General features: G+C 63.3%; 16 protein-coding genes. 6 read left to right on the top strand and 10 right to left on the bottom strand.

All coding sequences use genetic code 11. The features are described from left to right. From VGO12_RS14115 to mepA, 4 genes are all read right to left on the bottom strand, one after another. Positions 1–1,821, bottom strand: a complete 1,821-nt coding sequence (locus VGO12_RS14115) for an ABC transporter ATP-binding protein (protein WP_327513380.1) — start codon at positions 1,819–1,821, stop codon at positions 1–3. Positions 1,822–1,934: 113 nt separating this feature from the next. Further along, complete coding sequence (locus VGO12_RS14110) at positions 1,935–2,954, bottom strand: glucokinase (RefSeq protein ID WP_327513379.1); 1,020 nt, start codon at positions 2,952–2,954, stop codon at positions 1,935–1,937. 123 nt (positions 2,955–3,077) lie between these two features. Continuing rightward, positions 3,078–3,461 (bottom strand): methylglyoxal synthase, encoded by a 384-nt coding sequence (locus tag VGO12_RS14105; RefSeq protein ID WP_327513378.1) that lies wholly within the window; start codon positions 3,459–3,461, stop codon positions 3,078–3,080. Positions 3,462–3,564: 103 nt separating this feature from the next. Continuing rightward, complete coding sequence (mepA, locus tag VGO12_RS14100; RefSeq protein ID WP_327513377.1) at positions 3,565–4,617, bottom strand: penicillin-insensitive murein endopeptidase; 1,053 nt, start codon at positions 4,615–4,617, stop codon at positions 3,565–3,567. A gap of 226 nt (positions 4,618–4,843) precedes the next feature. On the opposite strand from mepA, the gene VGO12_RS14095 reads away from it, so the two are divergent. The 5 genes from VGO12_RS14095 (at position 4,844) to VGO12_RS14075 (ending at position 11,710) form a co-directional block, all read left to right on the top strand. After that, complete coding sequence (locus tag VGO12_RS14095; RefSeq protein WP_327513376.1) at positions 4,844–6,700, top strand: extracellular solute-binding protein; 1,857 nt, start codon at positions 4,844–4,846, stop codon at positions 6,698–6,700. 175 nt (positions 6,701–6,875) lie between these two features. Further along, positions 6,876–7,958, top strand: coding sequence for a microcin C ABC transporter permease YejB (locus VGO12_RS14090; RefSeq protein ID WP_327513375.1), 1,083 nt, complete (start codon positions 6,876–6,878; stop codon positions 7,956–7,958). Beyond that, entirely contained in the window at positions 7,958–9,103 is a 1,146-nt protein-coding gene (locus VGO12_RS14085; protein WP_327513374.1) for an ABC transporter permease, read from the top strand. The genes VGO12_RS14090 and VGO12_RS14085 overlap by 1 nt, the downstream gene beginning before the upstream one ends. 8 nt (positions 9,104–9,111) lie before the next feature. After that, on the top strand, positions 9,112–10,740 hold the full coding sequence (locus tag VGO12_RS14080; RefSeq protein WP_327513373.1) for an ABC transporter ATP-binding protein: 1,629 nt from the start codon (positions 9,112–9,114) through the stop codon (positions 10,738–10,740). 10 nt (positions 10,741–10,750) lie between these two features. After that, a complete protein-coding gene (locus tag VGO12_RS14075; protein WP_327513372.1) occupies positions 10,751–11,710 on the top strand; it encodes a glyoxylate/hydroxypyruvate reductase A in 960 nt (319 codons plus the stop codon). Positions 11,711–11,747: 37 nt separating this feature from the next. Here VGO12_RS14075 and VGO12_RS14070 read toward each other — a convergent pair whose 3' ends face one another. The 3 genes from VGO12_RS14070 to VGO12_RS14060 form a co-directional block, all read right to left on the bottom strand. Then, positions 11,748–12,602: an NlpC/P60 family protein gene (locus VGO12_RS14070; RefSeq protein WP_327513371.1), complete on the bottom strand. Its 855-nt coding sequence runs from the start codon at positions 12,600–12,602 to the stop codon at positions 11,748–11,750. A gap of 6 nt (positions 12,603–12,608) precedes the next feature. Continuing rightward, positions 12,609–12,959 (bottom strand): helix-turn-helix domain-containing protein, encoded by a 351-nt coding sequence (locus VGO12_RS14065; RefSeq protein WP_327513370.1) that lies wholly within the window; start codon positions 12,957–12,959, stop codon positions 12,609–12,611. A gap of 95 nt (positions 12,960–13,054) precedes the next feature. Further along, on the bottom strand, positions 13,055–14,446 hold the full coding sequence (locus VGO12_RS14060) for a M17 family metallopeptidase (protein ID WP_327513369.1): 1,392 nt from the start codon (positions 14,444–14,446) through the stop codon (positions 13,055–13,057). 198 nt (positions 14,447–14,644) lie between these two features. Here VGO12_RS14060 and VGO12_RS14055 point away from each other — a divergent pair, with 198 nt between their 5' ends. Beyond that, positions 14,645–15,406, top strand: coding sequence for a tetratricopeptide repeat protein (locus VGO12_RS14055; RefSeq protein WP_414650723.1), 762 nt, complete (start codon positions 14,645–14,647; stop codon positions 15,404–15,406). A gap of 103 nt (positions 15,407–15,509) precedes the next feature. Here the strand turns inward: VGO12_RS14055 and VGO12_RS14050 are convergent, their stop codons facing one another. The 3 genes from VGO12_RS14050 to VGO12_RS14040 are packed head-to-tail and all read right to left on the bottom strand — an operon-like array spanning position 15,510 to position 18,991. Then, entirely contained in the window at positions 15,510–16,496 is a 987-nt protein-coding gene (locus VGO12_RS14050; protein ID WP_327513367.1) for a type II secretion system F family protein, read from the bottom strand. A 9-nt stretch (positions 16,497–16,505) separates the two neighbouring features. Next, the gene (locus VGO12_RS14045; protein WP_327513366.1) at positions 16,506–17,516 is read right to left on the bottom strand and encodes a type II secretion system F family protein; all 1,011 of its coding nucleotides are present in this window, start codon (positions 17,514–17,516) and stop codon (positions 16,506–16,508) included. Between the two features lie 8 nt (positions 17,517–17,524). Next, positions 17,525–18,991 (bottom strand): CpaF family protein, encoded by a 1,467-nt coding sequence (locus VGO12_RS14040; RefSeq protein ID WP_327513365.1) that lies wholly within the window; start codon positions 18,989–18,991, stop codon positions 17,525–17,527. Between the last annotated feature and the right edge of the window lie 8 nt (positions 18,992–18,999).

Genomic DNA, 18,999 nt, shown 5'->3' with positions numbered 1-18,999 from the left:
CTATTGGATTTCGGCGCCGGCAGGCGCTTCGGCAGCCTGGTCTTCGGCAGACTGGCCCTGGAGATTGTGGAGGCGAGCGTAGAGACCGTCCGGTCGCCGTGCAAGCTCGGCATGCGTGCCTTCCTCGACGGCCGCCCCGTCCTTCATGACGATGATCTTGTCAGCGTTGACGACTGTCGAGAGGCGATGGGCGATGACGATCACGGTGCGGCCGCTCATGGCATGGTCGAGCGCCTTCTGCACCGCCGCTTCCGATTCCGTGTCGAGCGCCGAGGTGGCCTCGTCGAGCAGCAGGATCGGTGCGTTGCGCACCAGCGCGCGGGCGATCGACAACCTCTGGCGCTGGCCGCCCGAGAGCGTCATGCCGTTTTCACCGACCGGCGTGTCGTAGCCCTGCGGCTGCGCCAGGATGAAGTCATGTGCATAGGCGAGCCGTGCTGCTTCCTCGATATCGGCGTCGGTGGCATCGACGCGGCCGTAGCGGATGTTGTCGCGGATCGAGCCTTCGAAGAGATAGGGTTGCTGCGACACATAGGCGATGCCCTTGCGCAGCGACTGCTTCGTCACGTCGGCAATGTCCTGACCGTCGATCAGGATCTGGCCCGAAGCAGGATCGTAGAAGCGCGGAATGAGGCTGATGACCGTCGACTTGCCGGCGCCCGAGGGCCCGACCAGGGCCGTCGTCTTGCCACCTTCGGCGGTGAAGCTGACACCCTTCAGCACCTCGTCGCCATTGGCGTACTTGAAGCGGACGTCACGCAGCTCGACCGCAGCGTCCGTCATGACCAGTTCCTTGGCGTCGGGCTTGTCGCGCTGGTGCGGCACGGTGTCGAGGATCTCGTAGACCATGCGGGCGTTGACGGCCGCACGCTCGAGCGAGACTTGGAGGCGCGCCAGACGGCGGGCCGGATCGTAGGCCATCAGCAGCGCGACGACGAAGGCGAAGAAGGCGCCCGGCGGCACATCGGCATAGATCGCGCGGAAGGCGGAATAGGCAAGCACGGCGGAGATCGCGAGACCGGCGAATGTTTCGGTCATCGGCGCCGTGCGCTCGCTGAGCCGTGCAATACGGTTTGCCCGGTTCTCGGCGCGGTCGACGATCGTCTCGACCTTGCCGCGAAGCTCGCTCTCCATCGTGAAGGCCTTGACGATGGTGATGCCCTGGATCGTTTCCTGCATCGCGCCGAGCACGCGGCTGTTGACCTCGATCGCCTCGCGCGTTGCCGAGCGCAGGCGCCTTGAAACATAGCGAAGGCCAAGCAGGAGCGGCGGCGCCGCGACGAAGACGATGATCGACAGCAGCCAGTCCTTGGCGAACATGACGCCGACCAGGCCGATCAGGGTCAGGAGGTCGCGGGCGATCGAGGTCACCGTCAGATTGAGAACGTCGCGGATGCCGCTGACGTTCTGGCTGATCTGTGCGGCGAGCTGTGCCGATCGTGTCTCGTTGAAGTAGCCGACACTCAGCGCCATCAGGTGCGCATAAAGCCGGCGCTGGTAGCGTGCGACGATGTTGTTGCCGATCTTCGACAGCGCCACGGCCTGTCCATAGGTGGCAAAGCCACGCAGGATGAAGGCAAAGAGGATCGCGCCGCAGACGAGAAGAACGATGTCCGCCCGCTTGTTGGCGAAGGCTTCGTTGATCACGGTTTCCATGATCGAAGCGGTAAAACCGGTCGTCGCCGCGACCACGGCAAGGCAGCCGATGGCAAAGGCATAGCCGCGAATATGGTCGCGGCCGTTTTCGGCGATGACCCGCTTGAGGATGCCGCTGATCGTATCGGAATCAACCGCGTGCTGTTTTTTATTGCTGGCGCTCAAAAAGCCCGTCTTCCCTGGAACCCATCTGGCGAACCGGCAACCGGCCCGATCTTTCCCGGCGCTCTATAGTGGTTTGATGTCGCTTTGGCGAGTCTTTGCACACTCCTCCGGCGTCAGCTTCTCCAGCGGCGTCCCTCCGTTGCAACACCGAAGTCCCTCGGCGTGCGCGCGAAGGCAGCCAGTCCCGACAGCGCCGCCATCGGATGGATGACGGCAAAGGTCGGGATCGTCTTCATCAGCGCTGTGTGCGGCGCCTTGTCTTCGAAAGCTGCCCTGAACGGTGATTTCAAAAGCGCCGGCAGGATCTTTTGCGAAATGCCGCCGGCGAGGAAGACGCCACCGCGGGCCATGAAGATCAGCGCCATGTCGCCGGCGACACGGCCGAGATAGGTGCAAAACAGCGAGATCGTCTCGATCGCCGCCCGGTCGCTTTCGGCAAGCGCGTTGCTCGTGACCTCGGCGGGATCGTTCAGCACCGGATCCACGCCATCGGCAGCGCAGACGGCGCGATAAAGGTTCATGATGCCGCGACCGCACAGGATCTGCTCGCCGGCCATGCGGCCCTCGATCGGGTCGAGGAAAGGCCAGATGTGGAAATCGCGTTCCGTGCGCGGACCGATATCGACATGGCCGCCTTCGCCGGGCACCGGAAACCAGGTGTGCTGGGCAAAGACCAGCCCGCCGACCCCGAGACCCGTGCCCGGCCCAAGAACGACGCGCGACGTCAACGGGCGAACGCTGCCGCCGCCGATCTGCACCAGGTCTTCGTCGGCCGGTGCTGCAACGGCCAGCGCCTGCGCTTCGAAATCGTTGATGATCAGCACGTCTTCGAGGCCGAGCTTCGACAACATGTCGTTGGGCTTGATCACCCAGCCGGCATTGGTGAGCGGGATCTCGTCGCCACGGATCGGACCCGCCACCGCAAGGATCGCCGAGCGCGGCTGGACGGACGTCTTGTCGAGGATGCTCTTTTGCAGCGCCTCTTCGATCGTCTCGAAATCGCCGGTCTTGATCGGCGGCAATTGCTTCGGCTCGGCAAAGGCGTCGATCAGCAGGGCAAAACGCGCATTGGTGCCGCCGATGTCACCGATCAGGATCGGAAAGGGGAAAGCGTTTTCACTGGTGCCGGGCATCGCGAGCTCCATGCTGATCGTCAAGGCAGGTGGGTTGATGTCTAGCAGCTAGAACAGGTCGAGGAAACGTGGCTGCAGCTCTCGTGTCGTCCTGCCGCCCTCAAGCACGACAGGCGACCACGATCATGATTTCGGGCTGAAGTCGGTCAGCTGTTCGGCCGTCGCGCGGTTGAGCGCCATCGGAATGTCATAGACGATCGCCAGCCGCATCAACGCCTTCACGTCGACGTCATGCGGCATCGCCGTCAGGGGATCGACGAAGAAGATCAGAAGCTGAACCTCGCCGGTGGCGATCATGGCGCCGATCTGCTGGTCTCCGCCAAGCGGACCGCTTTTCAGCCGGGTGACGTCGAGCCCGGGGCAAACATCCAGCACCCGCCCGCCTGTCGTGCCGGTCGCAACGATGCGCCAGCCGGACAGAACCGCCTCATGCGCCTTGGCGAAGGCGGCGAGATCGTCCTTCTTCTGATCGTGAGCAATCAGGGCAATGCACTTCCGATCCGGCATCCCGGGCCTCGCCACAAAATTTAAATCGATTTGATCGGGCTATACATGAGCGCCGACGCAATGGGAAGACTGCGGCCCGCAAAGCGTGACGGGCCGCCTCGGCCTATTGCGCAGTCGGGCGCGCGGCGGGGACGGGAATATCGGCCGGCGGTACATCGCCAGCGGCGGCACCGATCACCTGTTCGATGCCCTCAGCCGGAGCCGGGGCGGCAACCCTTGCGCCACCGCCGAAGGTGGCAGCCGCTTCGGACACGGGCGCCGGGCCGTCCAAAACCAGCGCGCAGGCCTTCGGCAGATCGGCCAGCGTCGTCACCTTCGGCTTCACCGGCTTTTCATTCGGCTTCTTCGTCGGCTTGGCCCAGGGCTCGTCGGTGAACCACCAGGCAAGCGACTTGTCGCAGCCGTCGCCTTCCGGCACGGCCGCCTGGTCCTTGCAGGTTGTCGAGCCCGCCGGGCACTTGATGCGGATGTGGAAATGATAGTCATGGCCGTAGATCGGGCGGACCTTGCCGAGGTTCGAACGGTCCCCGGTCCACGTATCGCAGAGCTTCTTCTTGATCGCCGGATTGACGAAGACGCGCTCCACCTGCGGGTAGCTGGCGGCCAGCATGATCAGCTGCGCGTGCTTCGGCGTCCAGATCGAGCGGTCGACCGTCAGGAACTTGTTCTTCTGCAGCATCGACGTTGCCGAGATATCCTCGCGCTCGCGATAGGAGAGCGTGCGCTGCGGCATCGGGGTCAGCCAGATGTCGGCGTCGAGGCCGATCTGGTGGGATGCGTGCCCCGACAGCATTGGTCCGCCCCGCGGCTGCGAGATGTCGCCGAGCAGAAGGCCGGGCCAGCCGACCTTTTCAGCGGCATCGTGCGAGAACCGTTCGATCAGCGAAATCATCTGCGGGTGGCCCCAGCGACGGTTGCGCGACAGCCGCATCGCCTGCCACGTCGGTCCGTCCGTCGGGATTGCGACGCCGCCGGCAAGGCAACCCTTGGCATAGAAACCGTAGGAATTGGTCGGCATTTCGGCCGGCAGGGCCTTGGCGCCGAACAGCGTCTTTGCCGGCGTGCCGTCCGCATAAGCGCTGTCGGCGATCAGCAGACTCGTTCCAAGCACAAACGCCAGGAGCGCCGAGCCGCAACGTCGAAGTGGAGCAACCATGTATTTCGTCCCGTCGATTTACGCAGACCCAGGCGCCGATGAGCGGCTTGCCCTGTCCACGATCCCCTATCCTAAAGCCGGGTCTTTGCCCGAGCCTTGTGAGTCGCACGCCTCACCGGGATGTGACGGAAAAAATTCGCCTGATTTGCGGCAGTGCCTGTCAATTGCCCGGATTTCGCCTATGCTCGGACAAAAGAAGGTTGAAATATAAAGGGGTACGGGCTGGATGCCACACGTCTGCAGGACCATGAAACCTGGCCTCGCCGCCGCGTTCTTTACAGCGATCCTTCTCCTTCCTGCTGCAGCCAATGCCCAAGAACAGCCGGTCTGGCGCTACGGAACGTCGTCCATCGGCGCGTTGAAGTACAAGCAAGACTTCGCCCGCTTCGACTACGTCAATCCCGACGCTCCGAAGGGCGGGGAGTTGCGGATGTCCGAGAGCGGTACCTTCGACACGTTCAATCCCATCCTTTCCAAGGGCGAGGCGGCGAGCGGCGTCACCTCGCTCGTCTTCGACACGTTGATGAAATCGGCCGAGGACGAGATCACCACCACCTACGGCCTGCTCGCCGAGGGTGTTTCCTATCCCGACGACATCGCCTCAGCGACATTTCGCCTGCGCGCCGAGGCGAAATGGGCCGACGGCAAGCCGGTGACACCGGAGGACGTGGTCTTCTCGTTCGAAAAGGTGAAGGAACACAATCCGCTTCTGTCCAACTACTACCGCCACGTGGTTTCGGCGGAAAAGACTGGCGACCGCGACGTCACCTTCCGCTTCGACGAGAAGAACAACCACGAACTGCCCAACATTCTCGGCCAGTTCCCCATCCTGCCGAAGCACTGGTGGGAGGGGCAGGACGAGAAAGGCAACAAACGCGACATTAGCCGCACGACGCTGGAGCCGGTCATGGGTTCCGGCCCCTACAAGATAGCCTCATTCCAGGCCGGCGGCTCCATCCGCTTCGAACGCAGGGACGACTATTGGGGCAAGGACCTCAACGTCAATGTCGGCCAGTACAATTTCGGCGTGATCAGCTACGCCTTCTTCACCGACAGGAACGTGCAGTTCGAGGCGTTCCGTGCCGGCAATGTCGATTTCTACCAGGACAACAGCGCCAGCCACTGGGCCACCGCCTACGATTTTCCGGCGATGAAAGATGGCCGCGTGATCCGCGAGGAGATCGAGAACCCGTTGCGCGCGACCGGCATCATGCAGGCCTTCGTGCCAAACATGCGCCGCGACAAGTTCAAGGATCAGCGCGTGCGCGAGGCGCTGAATTGCGCCTTCGACTTCGAGGATCTGAACCGCAGTCTCGCCTATAATGCCTTCCAGCGCGTCGACAGCTTCTATTGGGGTACCGAGCTTGCCTCCAAGGGGCTGCCCGAAGGGCGCGAGAAGGCAATCCTCGAAGAACTCAAGGACAAGGTTCCCGCCGACGTCTTCACGACGCCCTACACGAACCCCATCAACGGTGAGCCGCAGAAAGTGCGCGACAATCTGCGCAAGGCGCTCGCGCTGTTCAAGGAGGCGGGCTATGAGCTCAAGGGCAACCGCCTGGTGAACGTGAAGACCGGCGAGCCCTTCAGCTTCGAGTTGCTTCTGTCCAATCCGTCCTTCGAGCGCACGGTCACCCCGTTCATCAACAGCGTGAAGAAGATCGGTATCGACGCCCGCATCCGTACCGTCGACGATTCGCAATACACCAATCGCGTCAGAAGCTTCGACTATGACATGATCTACGGCATCTGGGCGCAGACACTGGTGCCTGGCAACGAGCAGATCGACTACTGGGGTTCGAGTTCGGTCAATCAGACGGGTTCGAGAAACTATGCCGGCATTGCCGATCCGGCGATCGACGAGCTGATCCACAGGATCATCTTCGCGCCGAACCGCGAGGAACTGGTGGCAACGACCCGAGCGCTCGACCGCGTTCTCCTCGCCCACCACTATGTCGTGCCACTCTTCTATTCGAAGTCGGTGCGTGTCGCCTATTGGAACCACCTCGCCCACACGAAGGAGCTTCCCTACTACGGAACAGGCTTCCCGGATGCCTGGTGGTCGAAAAACGCACCCCCCAAATGAAGTCCTTGCACTCCGGTGGCGTCTCGATTCCAAATGCAAAAAAACGAATCACTGAAACAAGCCCGGATCCGGGTTGACGCCGCAAGGAGACACAGGGATTGAGACACCATAGCCGGCACGCCGACGCTTCGCGGATAAGGGCCTCAGCCCTCACGTCGATCGAAAGGCTCGCCTGATGGGTGCCTATATCCTGCGCCGCCTGCTTCTGATGATCCCGACGATCTTCGGGATCATGGCGATCTCGTTCGCCATCGTGCAGTTCGCACCGGGCGGCCCGGTCGAGCAGGTGATTTCGGATCTCACCAATGCCGGCGGCTCCGATCGCCTGTCGGGCAGCAGCGGCGACCTGATGCAGGCCGGCGGCGACGAGGGCGGACGCTATCGCGGCGCGCAAGGGCTCGACCCGGAATTCATCGCCAAGCTCGAAAAGCAGTTCGGCTTCGACAAGCCGCCGCTCGAACGCTTCGCCACGATGATGTGGAACTACATCCGCTTCGATTTCGGCGAGAGCTTCTTCCGCAACACGTCGGTGATCGATCTCATCAAGGAGAAGATGCCGGTCTCGATCTCGCTTGGCCTGTGGATCCTTCTGCTGTCCTACGCGATCTCGATCCCGCTCGGCATCAAGAAGGCGGTGTCCGACGGCTCGGCCTTCGATGTCTGGACCTCCGGCATCATCGTCGTCGGCTATGCGGTGCCGAGCTTCCTGTTCGGCATCCTGCTGATCGTCGTTTTCGCCGGCGGCTCGTTCTTCGACTGGTTTCCGCTGCGCGGCATCGTCTCCGACAATTTCTGGCAACTGCCCTGGTGGCAGAAGATCCTCGACTACATCTGGCACATGACGCTGCCGCTGATCACGCTCCTCTTGTCGGCCTTTGCGACGACGACGCTTTTGACCAAGAACTCCTTCATCGACGAGATCAAGAAGCAGTATGTCACGACGGCGCGCGCCAAGGGTCTCAACGACCGCCAGGTGCTCTACGGCCACGTATTCCGCAACGCCATGCTGATCATCATCGCCGGCTTTCCCGGCGCCTTTATCTCGGCCTTCTTCACCGGATCGCTTCTGATCGAATACATCTTCTCGCTCGATGGCCTCGGCCGGCTCGGTTATGATTCGGTGGTCAAGCGCGATTACCCGATCGTCTTTGCCACCCTCTTCATCTTCTCGCTGATGGGCTTGCTCGTCAGCCTCCTGTCGGACCTCCTCTATACCTGGGTCGATCCGCGCATCGACTTCGAGCGGAGGGACGTCTGATGGCGAACGCGACGACCTCTCCGGCAAGCGCGCCGGCACCGGCATCGCGGGGCTGGCTGTCGCCGGTCAATCAGCGCCGCTGGCAGAACTTCAAAGCCAACCGGCGCGGATACTGGTCGCTCTGGATCTTCCTTGCGCTCTTCGGCCTGAGCCTTGTCGGCGAACTCATCGCCAATGACAGGCCGATCGTCGCCTCCTACAAGGGCGAGCTTCTCTTCCCCGTCGTCGTCGACTACCCGGAGGAAAAGTTCGGCGGGTTCCTCGCGGAAACCGACTACCGTTCCGACTTCATCCGCGACGAGATCGAGGCCAATGGCTGGATGATCTGGCCGCCGGTCCGCTATTCGTACCAGACGGTCAACTCCAACATCCCGCATTCGGCGCCGACCAAGCCCTTCTGGCTGATGGACAAGGAACAGCGCTGCTCGGGTTATCCCGAAGGGCTCAATGATCGAAACTGCGTGGTCGGCAATCTCAACTGGCTCGGCACCGACGACCAGGCCCGCGACGTCTTTGCGCGCATGATCTACGGCTTCCGCATCTCGGTGCTGTTCGGCCTGACGCTCACCATCGCCTCGGCGGTGATCGGCGTTTCGGCGGGCGCCGTCCAGGGCTATTTCGGCGGCTGGACCGATCTTCTGATGCAGCGCTTCATCGAGATCTGGTCGTCGATGCCGGTGCTCTACATCCTGCTCATCATCGCCGCGATCCTGCCGCCGGGCTTCTTCATCCTGCTCGGCATCATGCTGCTCTTCTCGTGGGTCGGTTTCGTCGGCGTCGTGCGCGCCGAGTTCCTGCGGGCGCGCAACTTCGAATATGTCAACGCCGCACGCGCGCTCGGCGTCGGCAACGGCACGATCATGTATCGCCACCTTCTGCCCAACGCGATGGTCGCGACGTTGACCTTCCTGCCCTTCATTCTCTCCGGTTCGATCACGACGCTGACCTCGCTCGACTTCCTCGGTTTCGGCATGCCGCCAGGATCGCCCTCGCTCGGAGAACTGATCGCCCAGGGCAAATCCAACCTGCAGGCGCCCTGGCTCGGCCTGACCGCGTTCTGCGTCATGTCGATCATGCTGTCGCTGCTGATCTTCGTCGGCGAGGCGACACGCGATGCCTTCGATCCGAGAAAGACGTTCCGGTGAGCGCGACGATGACAGAACCCCTCCTCTCCGTCCGCGATCTCTCGGTTGCCTTCCACCAGGGCGGCAACACGTCCATCGCCGTTGATCACATCTCCTTCGAGATCAAGCGCGGCGAGACCGTGGCCCTCGTCGGCGAATCGGGCTCCGGCAAGTCGGTCTCGGCCAATTCGATCCTGAAGCTTCTGCCTTACCCTTCGGCGAGCCATCCGAGCGGCGAAATCCTGTTCAACGGCAAGGACCTGCTGAAGGCCAGCGGTGCCGAGCTGCGCAATGCGCGCGGCAACGACATCACCATGATCTTCCAGGAGCCGATGACTTCGCTCAACCCGCTGCACTCGATCGAGCGGCAGATCGGCGAAATCCTCGAATTGCACCAGGGGCTGGAGGGCGCCGCCAGGCGGACGCGCATCCTCGAGCTTCTGAACCAGGTCGGCATCCGCGAGCCGGAGAAGCGCTTGAGCGCCTATCCGCACGAGCTTTCCGGCGGCCAGCGCCAGCGTGTCATGATCGCCATGGCGCTTGCCAACCGGCCCGAGCTCCTGATCGCCGACGAGCCGACCACGGCGCTCGACGTCACCGTGCAGGCGCAGATCCTCGAGCTCCTGAAAAAGCTCAAGGACGAGCATGGCATGTCGATGCTGTTCATCACCCATGACCTCGGCATCGTGCGCAAGATCGCCGACCGGGTCTGCGTCATGACCAAGGGCAAGATCGTCGAGACCGGGCCGACCGCCGAGATCTTCGCCAACCCGCAGCATGCCTATACCCGCCATCTGCTCGCTTCCGAGCCGAAGGGCAATCCACCGCCGTCGGACGCATCGAAGCCGATCGTGATGGAAGCAAGCGACATGAAGGTCTGGTTTCCGATCAAGGCCGGCTTCCTGCGCAAGGTGGTCGACCATGTAAAGGCGGTCGACGGCATCGATCTGAAGCTGCGCGCCGGCCAGACGCTCGGCGTCGTCGGCGAATCCGGGTCGGGCAAGACGACGCTCGGCCTGGCGCTGACGCGGCTGATCTCGTCGAAGGGCCGCATCGCCTTCGTCGGCAAGGACATCGACCGCTACAGCTTCAACGAGATGCGGCCGCTTCGAAACCGGATGCAGATCGTCTTCCAGGACCCCTACGGCTCGCTCAGCCCGCGTATGTCGGTCGCCGATATCATTGCAGAGGGGCTGAAGATCCACGAGCGCGCGCTCTCCGACAACGAACGCGACGGCCGCGTCGCTTCGGCCCTCGAGGAGGTCGGCCTCGATCCTTCGACCCGCTGGCGCTATCCGCACGAGTTCTCCGGCGGCCAGCGCCAGCGCATCGCCATTGCCCGCGCCATGGTCCTGAAGCCGCAATTCGTCATGCTGGACGAGCCGACCTCGGCGCTCGACATGAGCGTGCAGGCGCAGGTGGTCGATCTCCTGCGTGAACTCCAGAGCAAACACGATCTCGCCTATCTGTTCATCAGCCACGATCTGAAAGTCGTGCGTGCGCTTGCCAACGAGATGATCGTGATGCGCATGGGCAAGGTAGTGGAACAGGGGACGGCCGAGCGCATCTTCAATGCGCCGAGCGAAGACTACACCAAGGCGCTGATGGCCGCCGCCTTCAACCTCGAAGCCGTCAATCTCACCGCGATCCGCCAGTAGAGAACCAGCCATGTCCGCCAAGAGCCCCGTCATCGTCGACCTGAAGTTCATTCCGGAAGAGGTGGAGGTAGCACTTCGCGGAGCCTTCCCTGATCGCGAGGTGATCAACCGCGCCGATGCGGTCCATCACAATCGCGATCTCTCGGGGATCGACTATGCCGTCGTGTGGAAATCGGCGCCGGACCTCTTCGACCGCGCGCCCGATCTCAAGGTGGTGTTTTCCGGCGGCGCCGGGGTCGATCACGTGCTGACGCTTCCCGGCCTTCCTGAAGTGCCATTGGTGCGCTTCGTCGACCAGACGCTGACGACGCGCATGAGCGAATGGGTGGTCATGCAGTGCCTGATGCACCTGCGCCAGCACCGCGCCTACGAGGCTCTGGCGGCAAAACGCGAATGGCGCGACCTGACCCAGCCGGAGGCCGCCGACATCACCGTCGGCATCATGGGCATGGGCGTTCTCGGCCAGGACGCCGCCCGCAAGCTTTCGGCGATGGGCTTCAGGGTGATCGGATGGTCGCGCAGCAAGCGGGACGTTGCCGGCATCGAGACCTTCGGCGGCGACGAGCTCGACGCCTTCCTGGCGCGCACCGATTTCCTGGTTGGCCTGCTGCCGCTGACACCGGACACGCGCGGCATCTACAACATGCGGCTTTTCGCAAGGCTCAGCCGCAACGGCCCGTTCGGCGCGCCCATATTCATCAATGCCGGTCGCGGCGGCAGCCAGGTCGAGGCCGACATCCTTGCCGCTCTCGACAAGGGCGTACTCGGCGGCGCCTCGCTCGACGTCTTCGAGACGGAGCCGCTTGGCCCCGACAGCCGCTTCTGGAACCTGCCTGATGTCTACGTGACCCCGCATGTGGCGGCATCCTCCGACGTCAAGGCGCTGTTCCGTCACGTCGAACAGCAGATCGCCCGCTTCGAAAGCGGGCAGCCGCTGGAGCATGTGGTCGATAAATTAGCCGGCTACTGACCTTCGACCGGAAGGCCAATGCCAGGAGCGCCCGGTTTCAGGGACGGCGATAGCCCGTGGGCTGGTCATAGAGCCAGCCGATCCGCTCGATCGAGGCTTCCAGCCCCTCGCGCGCCACGGTCATCGTGTGGCCGTTGGCATGGATCAGCGTTTCCTCGTCTTCCATCAGCGCCACGTGGCCCTTCCAGAAGACGAGGTCACCGCGCCTGAGTTCCTCGCGGGCAATCGGCGTTCCAAGGCCCGCCGCCTGCATGTCGGAATCACGCGGCGCTGCCCTTCCGACCATCATCATCGACAGTTGCACCAGGCCGGAGCAGTCGATTCCGAAGCCGGAGCGCCCGCCCCAGAGATAGGGCGTCTCGACGAAACGGGCGGCGACCGAGACATAATCTCCGGCAATGACGCTTGCGACCTCGATCACGTGGTTGGCGATCACCGCCTGGCCACCGTCGAGCAGGAAGTAGCGGGTGCCCCGCGTCTCGCGCTCGTCGACAACCGTCACCCGGCTGCCCATCGACAGCGGATAGACGGTGGGCAAGCGCAGATCGTGGCCGGTGTAGACGAAGGTGCGCGGGACCGAAACGATGTGCGTCGGGCTTTTCACCACCGGCGCGAGGCAATATTCCGGCAGATAGCCGACATAGCCGTCGATATCGGCCTTCACCCAGCACCAGCTCTCGTTGGTGTCGAGCACCCGGACCGATTCGCCAAGCAAGAGTTCCGTGTCTGTGCCGCAGGCAAGGTCAGGCCTGGCTCTGAGCGGCGTCACAGGCACAGAGATGCGCGCAACGCTTCCCTCGACATAGCGTTCGGCCTCGACGACGCCACGAAGGCGGCTTTCGGCAAGGTCGGCGCGATAGGCATTCAGGCGGCGGTCGGGAAGTGTCGACATGTCTACTCACTTAGGCTGTTTGCGGCCCTGAACAATGATCAAGTCACCGAATTTCTCAAGGTATAGAGCACCGTCAACTGTCCTTTTGATGACGACGTTGCGGCGATCGCGGTCATCGCGAACCCGGTCGACGAGGCCAAGGGCGCCCATCGTGTCGAGCGCGCGCGTAATGACCGGCTTGGTGACGCCAAGCGTCGCCGCCAGACCGCGCACGGTATGCGGCGGCGGCACCAGATAGATGTGCAGAAGGATGGCCAGCTGGCGCAGGGTCAGGTCGCGGCTGTCGGCGTGAACCTGGGCGAGCGACACCGAATGCCAAAGCCCGAGGGCCTGGGAGGGCGTAAGCTCGATCGGCAATGGCGGCTCCTGCGTCGTAGACGATGATCCGCCACGATAGCGGCGGATCGTTACGCAAGCGTTTCTTTTGCCGTACCGGACCGCGCCGGGCCGGTTTACGCAGAAAGCTTCTGGATGTGGTGGTAGAGCGCCCGGATCGCCTGCGCCTCGCCGCCGACAGGCGAATGCGGCCGTTCGGACGGCGCCCAGCCGAAGATATCGAAATGGACCCAGCTTTTCGCCCTGGTGACGAAGCGCCTGAGGAACAACGCCGCGGTGATCGAGCCGGCCATTCCGCCCGCCGGCGCGTTGGTCAGATCGGCGATGCGGGCCGAGACATCCTTGTCGTAGCCCGAATAGAGCGGCATGCGCCACATCGGATCGTCGACCTCCAGGCTCGCCTCGGAGAGATCGTGGGCAAGGACGGCATCGTCGGTGAAGAACGGCGGCACGTCAGGACCGAGCGCAACGCGCGCGGCACCGGTCAACGTTGCCATGTCGACCATGAGGTCGGTCTGTTCCTCGTCGGCATAGGCGAGCGCGTCGGCGAGGATGAGCCGGCCCTCGGCATCGGTGTTGTCGATCTGCACCGTCAGGCCCTTGCGGCTGCGGTAGATGTCGCCGGGGCGGAAGGCATTGGCGGAAATCGAGTTCTCGACCACCGGTACGATGACGCGCAGGTCGACCTTGAGCTTGGCATCCATGATCATCAGTGCCAGGCCGAGCACGTTGGCGGCACCGCCCATGTCCTTCTTCATCAGGAGCATGGAAGCCGACGGCTTGATGTCGAGACCGCCGGTATCGAAGCAGACGCCCTTGCCGACCAGCGTCACCTTCTTGTGGCCCTTCTTGCCCCAGCGCAGTTCGAGAAGGCGCGGCGCCTCGGCGCTGGCGCGCCCGACGGTGTGGACCAGCGGGAAGTTCTGCGTCAGCAGCGCTTCGCCCGTTATGACCGATACATCGGCCTTGTAGTGAGCCGCGAGCGCCCGGAAGGCGGCCTCGAGCGCTTCAGGCCCCATGTCGTTGGTCGGCGTGTTGATGAGGTCGCGCGCCAGGAAGACGCCCGCGAGCTGCCGCTTGATGTCGGTCGCGTCCGCATCGGCCGGGATCAGCAACGTCGGCGCCTCGCCCTTCATCGACTTGTAGCGCTCGAAACGATAGGAGCCGAGGCCGTAGCCGAGCGCCAGACGGTTGGCGGTCAAAGGCGCCGTCTCGATATGCCATTTGCCGGCCGGCAGGGCACGCGCAAGCTTGCCCGCCAGGAATGGTGCGTCGGACGGATTGTTGCCGAGACCGAAGAGGGCTCCGCCGAGATGACCGTCGGCAGACGGGATCAACAGCACCGCACCGGATTCGGCGGTGAAGCCCGCCTTGCGCGCCCAGTCCAATGCGATCGGATCGATCGTCCCCGTCTCGATATGCGCCGGCGTGACCGCGAAGATCGGCAGGGTCTTGCCGGCGCTGGTGTTGAACGGCGACGGCCGCTCGATGAACTGATAGGGAGCCATGAAAGTCCTCGGCTTGCAGGGGATGGAATCGCGCCATTAACGCTCTGTTAGGGTTAACAGATTATTGCTGGAGTGAAAGTTGCGCCGATGTTGTCTGAAGTTCAGGTGCGCGAATGCATGCCGGGGACACTCATGGCCAAACGCACGACCTCATCCTTTAAACACGTTCGGTTCCTCCAGGGCGCAGCAATTACGCTCATGGCGCTCTCGCTTGCGGGCTGCGCCAATCAGCCGAAGAAAGAGCTGACCACGGGCTCGATTTCCAGAACCTCGAAGCCCGTGCAGTCGATGACGGCAACGGAGCTTTCGCAAGCGGCCGAAAGCATCGGCCAGGCCTATGAGAAGAACCCTAGAGATCGCGAAGCGGGGCTCAATTACGCCAATCTGCTGCGCATGACCGGCCGCAACGAACAGGCGCTTGCGGTGATGCAGCAAGTCGCGATCAATCATCCGGCTGACCGCGACGTGCTTGGCGCCTACGGCAAGGCGCAGGCCGCGGCCGGACAGCTCGAACAGGCGCTGGCGACGATCGGCCGGGCCCAGACCCCTGATCGTCCCGACTGGAAACTGAAGTCCGCCGAAGGCGCAATCCTCGATCAGCTCGGGCGCCCGCAAGAAGCGCGCAGCCGCTACCGCGAAGCGCTCGACCTCAAGCCGAACGAGCCGTCGGTGCTGTCCAACCTCGGAATGTCCTATCTTTTGACCAAGGATCTGCGCACCGCCGAAACCTATCTCAAGTCGGCCGCCGCACAGCCGGGCGCCGATAGCAGCGTTCGCCAGAACCTGGCGCTCGCCGTCGGCCTCCAGGGACGCTTCCCGGAAGCAGAGACGATCGCCCGCCAGGAGCTGTCCAGCGAGCAGGCGGAGGCAAACGTCGCCTATCTTCGCTCGATGCTGTCGCAGCAGGGCGCATGGAAGCAGCTCGCCAAGGCCGACGAGGCAAAAGCGGCGACCAACTAACAAGCGAGCGTCGCCACTTCACACCTTGGACCTCGTCGCCATTGCGCGGCCCGCCGCCAGGCCGACGCACGGGCCACGCGGGATATCAAGTCACAGTAGCGGTTTAGAACCTGTCGGCGACCTGGATGCCGGCCGGGCCGAGGATGACCGCAACCAGCACCGGCAGGAAGAACAGGATCATCGGCACCGTCAGCTTCGGCGGCAAGGCTGCGGCCTTCTTCTCGGCCGCGTTCATGCGCTGGTCCCGGCTTTCCTGCGCAAGGACGCGCAGGGCCTGGCCGATCGGCGTGCCATAGCGGTCCGCCTGGATCAGGGCCTGAATGACCGACTTGACCTCTTCAAGGCCGGTGCGTTGGCCGAAATTCTCGAGCGCCACCCGACGTTCTGGCAGAAAGGAAAGTTCGGCCGTCGTCAGCACCAGCTCCTCGGCCAATGGCTGCGACTGGGCGGCGATCTCGTCGGCGACGCGCCGCATGCCCAGTTCCATCGACAGACCCGATTCGACGCAGATCAGGAGAAGGTCCAGCGCGTCCGGCCAGGCGCGGCGGATCGACGTCTGGCGCTTGGAGACGGCGTTGGCGACGACGATGTTCGGCGCATAGAAACCCAGATAGGCGAAGCCGATCGCGAAGAAGAGGCGCACCATCATCGGCTTCTCGGCGAAATTGCCGAGAACGAAGATGTAGACGATGGCAACCAGCAGAAACAGAAACGGCAGGCAGAAACGGGCGAACAGGAAGGTGTTGAGCGCGTTTTGCGAACGATAGCCGGCCATCTTCAGCCGGTTGACCGTCTTGTCGTCCACAAGCGCCGTGCGCAGGTTGAGGCGGTCGACGACCTGGCGGATGGAGGCATTGTTCTGGCCACGCAGGCTCGCCCGGCCGTTCTGCAGTTCGGAGGCGAGTCGCGCCCGCTCGCGCGCGCGGATCTGCTCGCGCTCGCTTGCAACCGACTTCATCCGCTTGCCGAGATCGCCGCGCTCGAAGAACGGCACGACGAGCGAGTAGAACGTCGCAAGCACGGCAAGCGAAACCAGAACGGCAAAGACGACGTTCGGATCGGTCAGTGTCTTGATCAGGCCCGTGTCCATCCCTGCCCCTCAGATGTCGAAGTTGATCATGTTGCGCATCACCCAAATGCCGATGCTCATCCAGGCGAGGCCGGCGCCGATGATCAGATGGCCGCGCGGATCGGTAAAGAGCACCATCATGTAGGCCGGCGACGTTGTGTAGACCAGGAAGGAAACGATGAACGGCAGCGCGCCGATGATGCAGGCCGATGCCTTGGCCTCCATCGACATGGCGCCGACTTTCGCCTTCATCTTCTTGCGTTCGCGCAAGACCCGCGACAGGTTGCTGAGCGCTTCCGACAGGTTGCCGCCCGCCTGAGCCTGGATCGCGATCACGATCGCGAAGAAATTGACCTCGGGCGTCGGGACGCTGTTGACCATGCGGGCGCAGGCCTCGGTGACACTCAGCCCGACCTGCTGGGATTCGACCACGCGGCGAAACTCGGTCTTGACCGGCTCCTGGCCGTCGGAGGCGATGAGGCGGAGCGCATCGTTGAGCGGCAGACCGGACTTGATCGAGCGAATCATCACCTCGAGCGCGTTCGGGAACTCGTTCAGAAACTTCTTGCAGCGCCGCTTGATCAGAAAACCGACCAGCCAGCGCGGCAGGCCGAGGCCGAGAATCACGCCGACGCCGGCGCTGATCAGCGCCCCAAAGCCCAGGATCAGGGCGACGAGAAAGGCAAAGCCGCCAAAAATTCCGCTGAACACGTAAAAGCGCCCGACGGTGATCGGCAGGTTCGCCTGAGTCAGGCGCATCTTCATCGAGGGGGTGGCTTTCGCCGAGCGCTCAAGCTGCTTCTTTTCAAGTTCTTTCAGCGAATCCTGAACCGACTTGCGCCGTTTCGACAGTTCGCTCACGCGGTCGCGCGCAGCCTTGATCTTGGCGCGATCCGTTTCGGCCGCGCTGATCTTGCGCACCCGGCCTTCCGCCTTCTTTTCGCTTTCGATGCGCGAGAACAACAGGCCATAGGCAAGCGCTGCCGCGGAAACGGCGACCAGGACGGCCAGGGCGAGAATCGTGATGTCTATCCCGAACATCGCGGCTCCTAGCTCTTGTCCATGGCGTCGAGCGTCGCGGCCAGGCGCTTGTCCTCGTTGAAATAGCGGGCGCGGTCCCAGAAATGCGGCCGGCCGATGCCCGTCGAAACGTGACGTCCGATGATGCGCCCGTTGGCGTCCTCGCCGTCGATCTCGTATCGCATGAGGTCCTGGGTGATGATCACATCGCCCTCCATTCCCACCACTTCCGTGATGTGGGTGATGCGGCGAGAGCCGTCACGCAGGCGCGAGGCCTGGATGATGACGTCGACCGATCCGGCGATGATCTCGCGCACGGTCTTGGCCGGCAGCGTATAGCCGCCGAGCGCGATCATCGATTCCATGCGGCTCAGGCATTCACGCGGCGTGTTGGCGTGAATGGTGCCCATCGACCCGTCATGGCCGGTGTTCATGGCCTGCAGGAGGTCGAAGACTTCCGGGCCACGCACTTCGCCGACGATGATGCGTTCGGGCCGCATGCGCAGGCAGTTCTTGATGAGATCGCGCATGGTGATCTCGCCCTCGCCTTCGATGTTCGGCGGGCGTGTTTCCAGGCGCACGACATGCGGCTGCTGCAATTGCAGTTCGGCCGTGTCCTCGCAGGTGATGACCCGCTCGTCGGCATCGATGTAGCGCGTCAGGCAATTGAGCAATGTCGTCTTGCCCGAACCGGTACCGCCGGAAATGACGATGTTGCAGCGGACGCGACCGATGATCTGCAGAAGGACGGAGCCTTCGGTCGTAACCGAACCGAAGCGCACGAGCTGCTCCAGCGTCAGCTTGTCCTTCTTGAACTTGCGGATGGTCAGTGCCGTGCCGTCGATGGCGAGCGGCGGGGCGATGACGTTGACGCGCGAGCCGTCCGGCAGGCGCGCGTCGCAGATCGGGCTCGATTCGTCGACGCGGCGGCCGACCTGGCCGACGATGCGCTGGCAGATCGACAGGAGCTGTGCATTGTCGCGGAACCGGATCTCGGATTCCTGCACCTTGCCGGCGACTTCGATGAAGGTCTGGCCGGCGCCGTTGACCATGATGTCGGCAATGTCATCGCGGGCAAGAAGCGGTTCGAGCGGTCCGTAGCCGAGCACGTCGTTGCAGATGTCGTCGAGCAGTTCTTCCTGCTCGGAAATCGACATCGCGAAGTTCTTGATGGTGATGATGTCGTTGACGATGTCGCGGATTTCCTCGCGCGCGCTCTCGGTGTCGAGCTTGGCGAGCTGCGAAAGATCAATCGTGTCGATCAGCGCGGAAAAGACCTGCGATTTCGTATCGTAGTAATCTTCCGTGCGCGCCTGCCGGCGCCTGGCCTGGGGTGCGGCGGCGGACTGCGGACGCGGGCTTGCGGACGGCGCTTCCGCAAGGACGGGGACGGCCCGTTCGATCGTCAGCGGCTGCGCGGCAGCCACAGGCGGCGGAGGGGCGGAACCCGGGGTGCCGCCTTTGCCGATGCCTTCGTTTCCGCGTTTGCCAAACATGTGCGTGA

The organism is Ensifer sp. (assembly GCF_035999135.1).
Taxonomy (GTDB): domain Bacteria; phylum Pseudomonadota; class Alphaproteobacteria; order Rhizobiales; family Rhizobiaceae; genus Ensifer.
Note: the sequence above shows the minus strand (reverse complement) of the source record. Positions and strands in the feature narration are given on the sequence as shown.

Bases quoted from the DNA above. Each gene is read 5' to 3' on its own strand.
- VGO12_RS14110 (WP_327513379.1), bottom strand. From the start codon at position 2,954: ATGCCCGGCACCAGTGAAAACGCTTTCCCCTTTCCGATCCTGATCGGT.
- VGO12_RS14105 (WP_327513378.1), bottom strand. From the start codon at position 3,461: ATGCCGGATCGGAAGTGCATTGCCCTGATTGCTCACGATCAGAAGAAG.
- mepA (WP_327513377.1), bottom strand. From the start codon at position 4,617: ATGGTTGCTCCACTTCGACGTTGCGGCTCGGCGCTCCTGGCGTTTGTG.
- VGO12_RS14095 (WP_327513376.1), top strand. From the start codon at position 4,844: ATGCCACACGTCTGCAGGACCATGAAACCTGGCCTCGCCGCCGCGTTC.
- VGO12_RS14090 (WP_327513375.1), top strand. From the start codon at position 6,876: ATGGGTGCCTATATCCTGCGCCGCCTGCTTCTGATGATCCCGACGATC.
- VGO12_RS14085 (WP_327513374.1), top strand. From the start codon at position 7,958: ATGGCGAACGCGACGACCTCTCCGGCAAGCGCGCCGGCACCGGCATCG.
- VGO12_RS14080 (WP_327513373.1), top strand. From the start codon at position 9,112: ATGACAGAACCCCTCCTCTCCGTCCGCGATCTCTCGGTTGCCTTCCAC.
- VGO12_RS14075 (WP_327513372.1), top strand. From the start codon at position 10,751: ATGTCCGCCAAGAGCCCCGTCATCGTCGACCTGAAGTTCATTCCGGAA.
- VGO12_RS14070 (WP_327513371.1), bottom strand. From the start codon at position 12,602: ATGTCGACACTTCCCGACCGCCGCCTGAATGCCTATCGCGCCGACCTT.
- VGO12_RS14060 (WP_327513369.1), bottom strand. From the start codon at position 14,446: ATGGCTCCCTATCAGTTCATCGAGCGGCCGTCGCCGTTCAACACCAGC.
- VGO12_RS14055 (WP_414650723.1), top strand. From the start codon at position 14,645: ATGGCGCTCTCGCTTGCGGGCTGCGCCAATCAGCCGAAGAAAGAGCTG.
- VGO12_RS14050 (WP_327513367.1), bottom strand. From the start codon at position 16,496: ATGGACACGGGCCTGATCAAGACACTGACCGATCCGAACGTCGTCTTT.
- VGO12_RS14045 (WP_327513366.1), bottom strand. From the start codon at position 17,516: ATGTTCGGGATAGACATCACGATTCTCGCCCTGGCCGTCCTGGTCGCC.
- VGO12_RS14040 (WP_327513365.1), bottom strand. From the start codon at position 18,991: ATGTTTGGCAAACGCGGAAACGAAGGCATCGGCAAAGGCGGCACCCCG.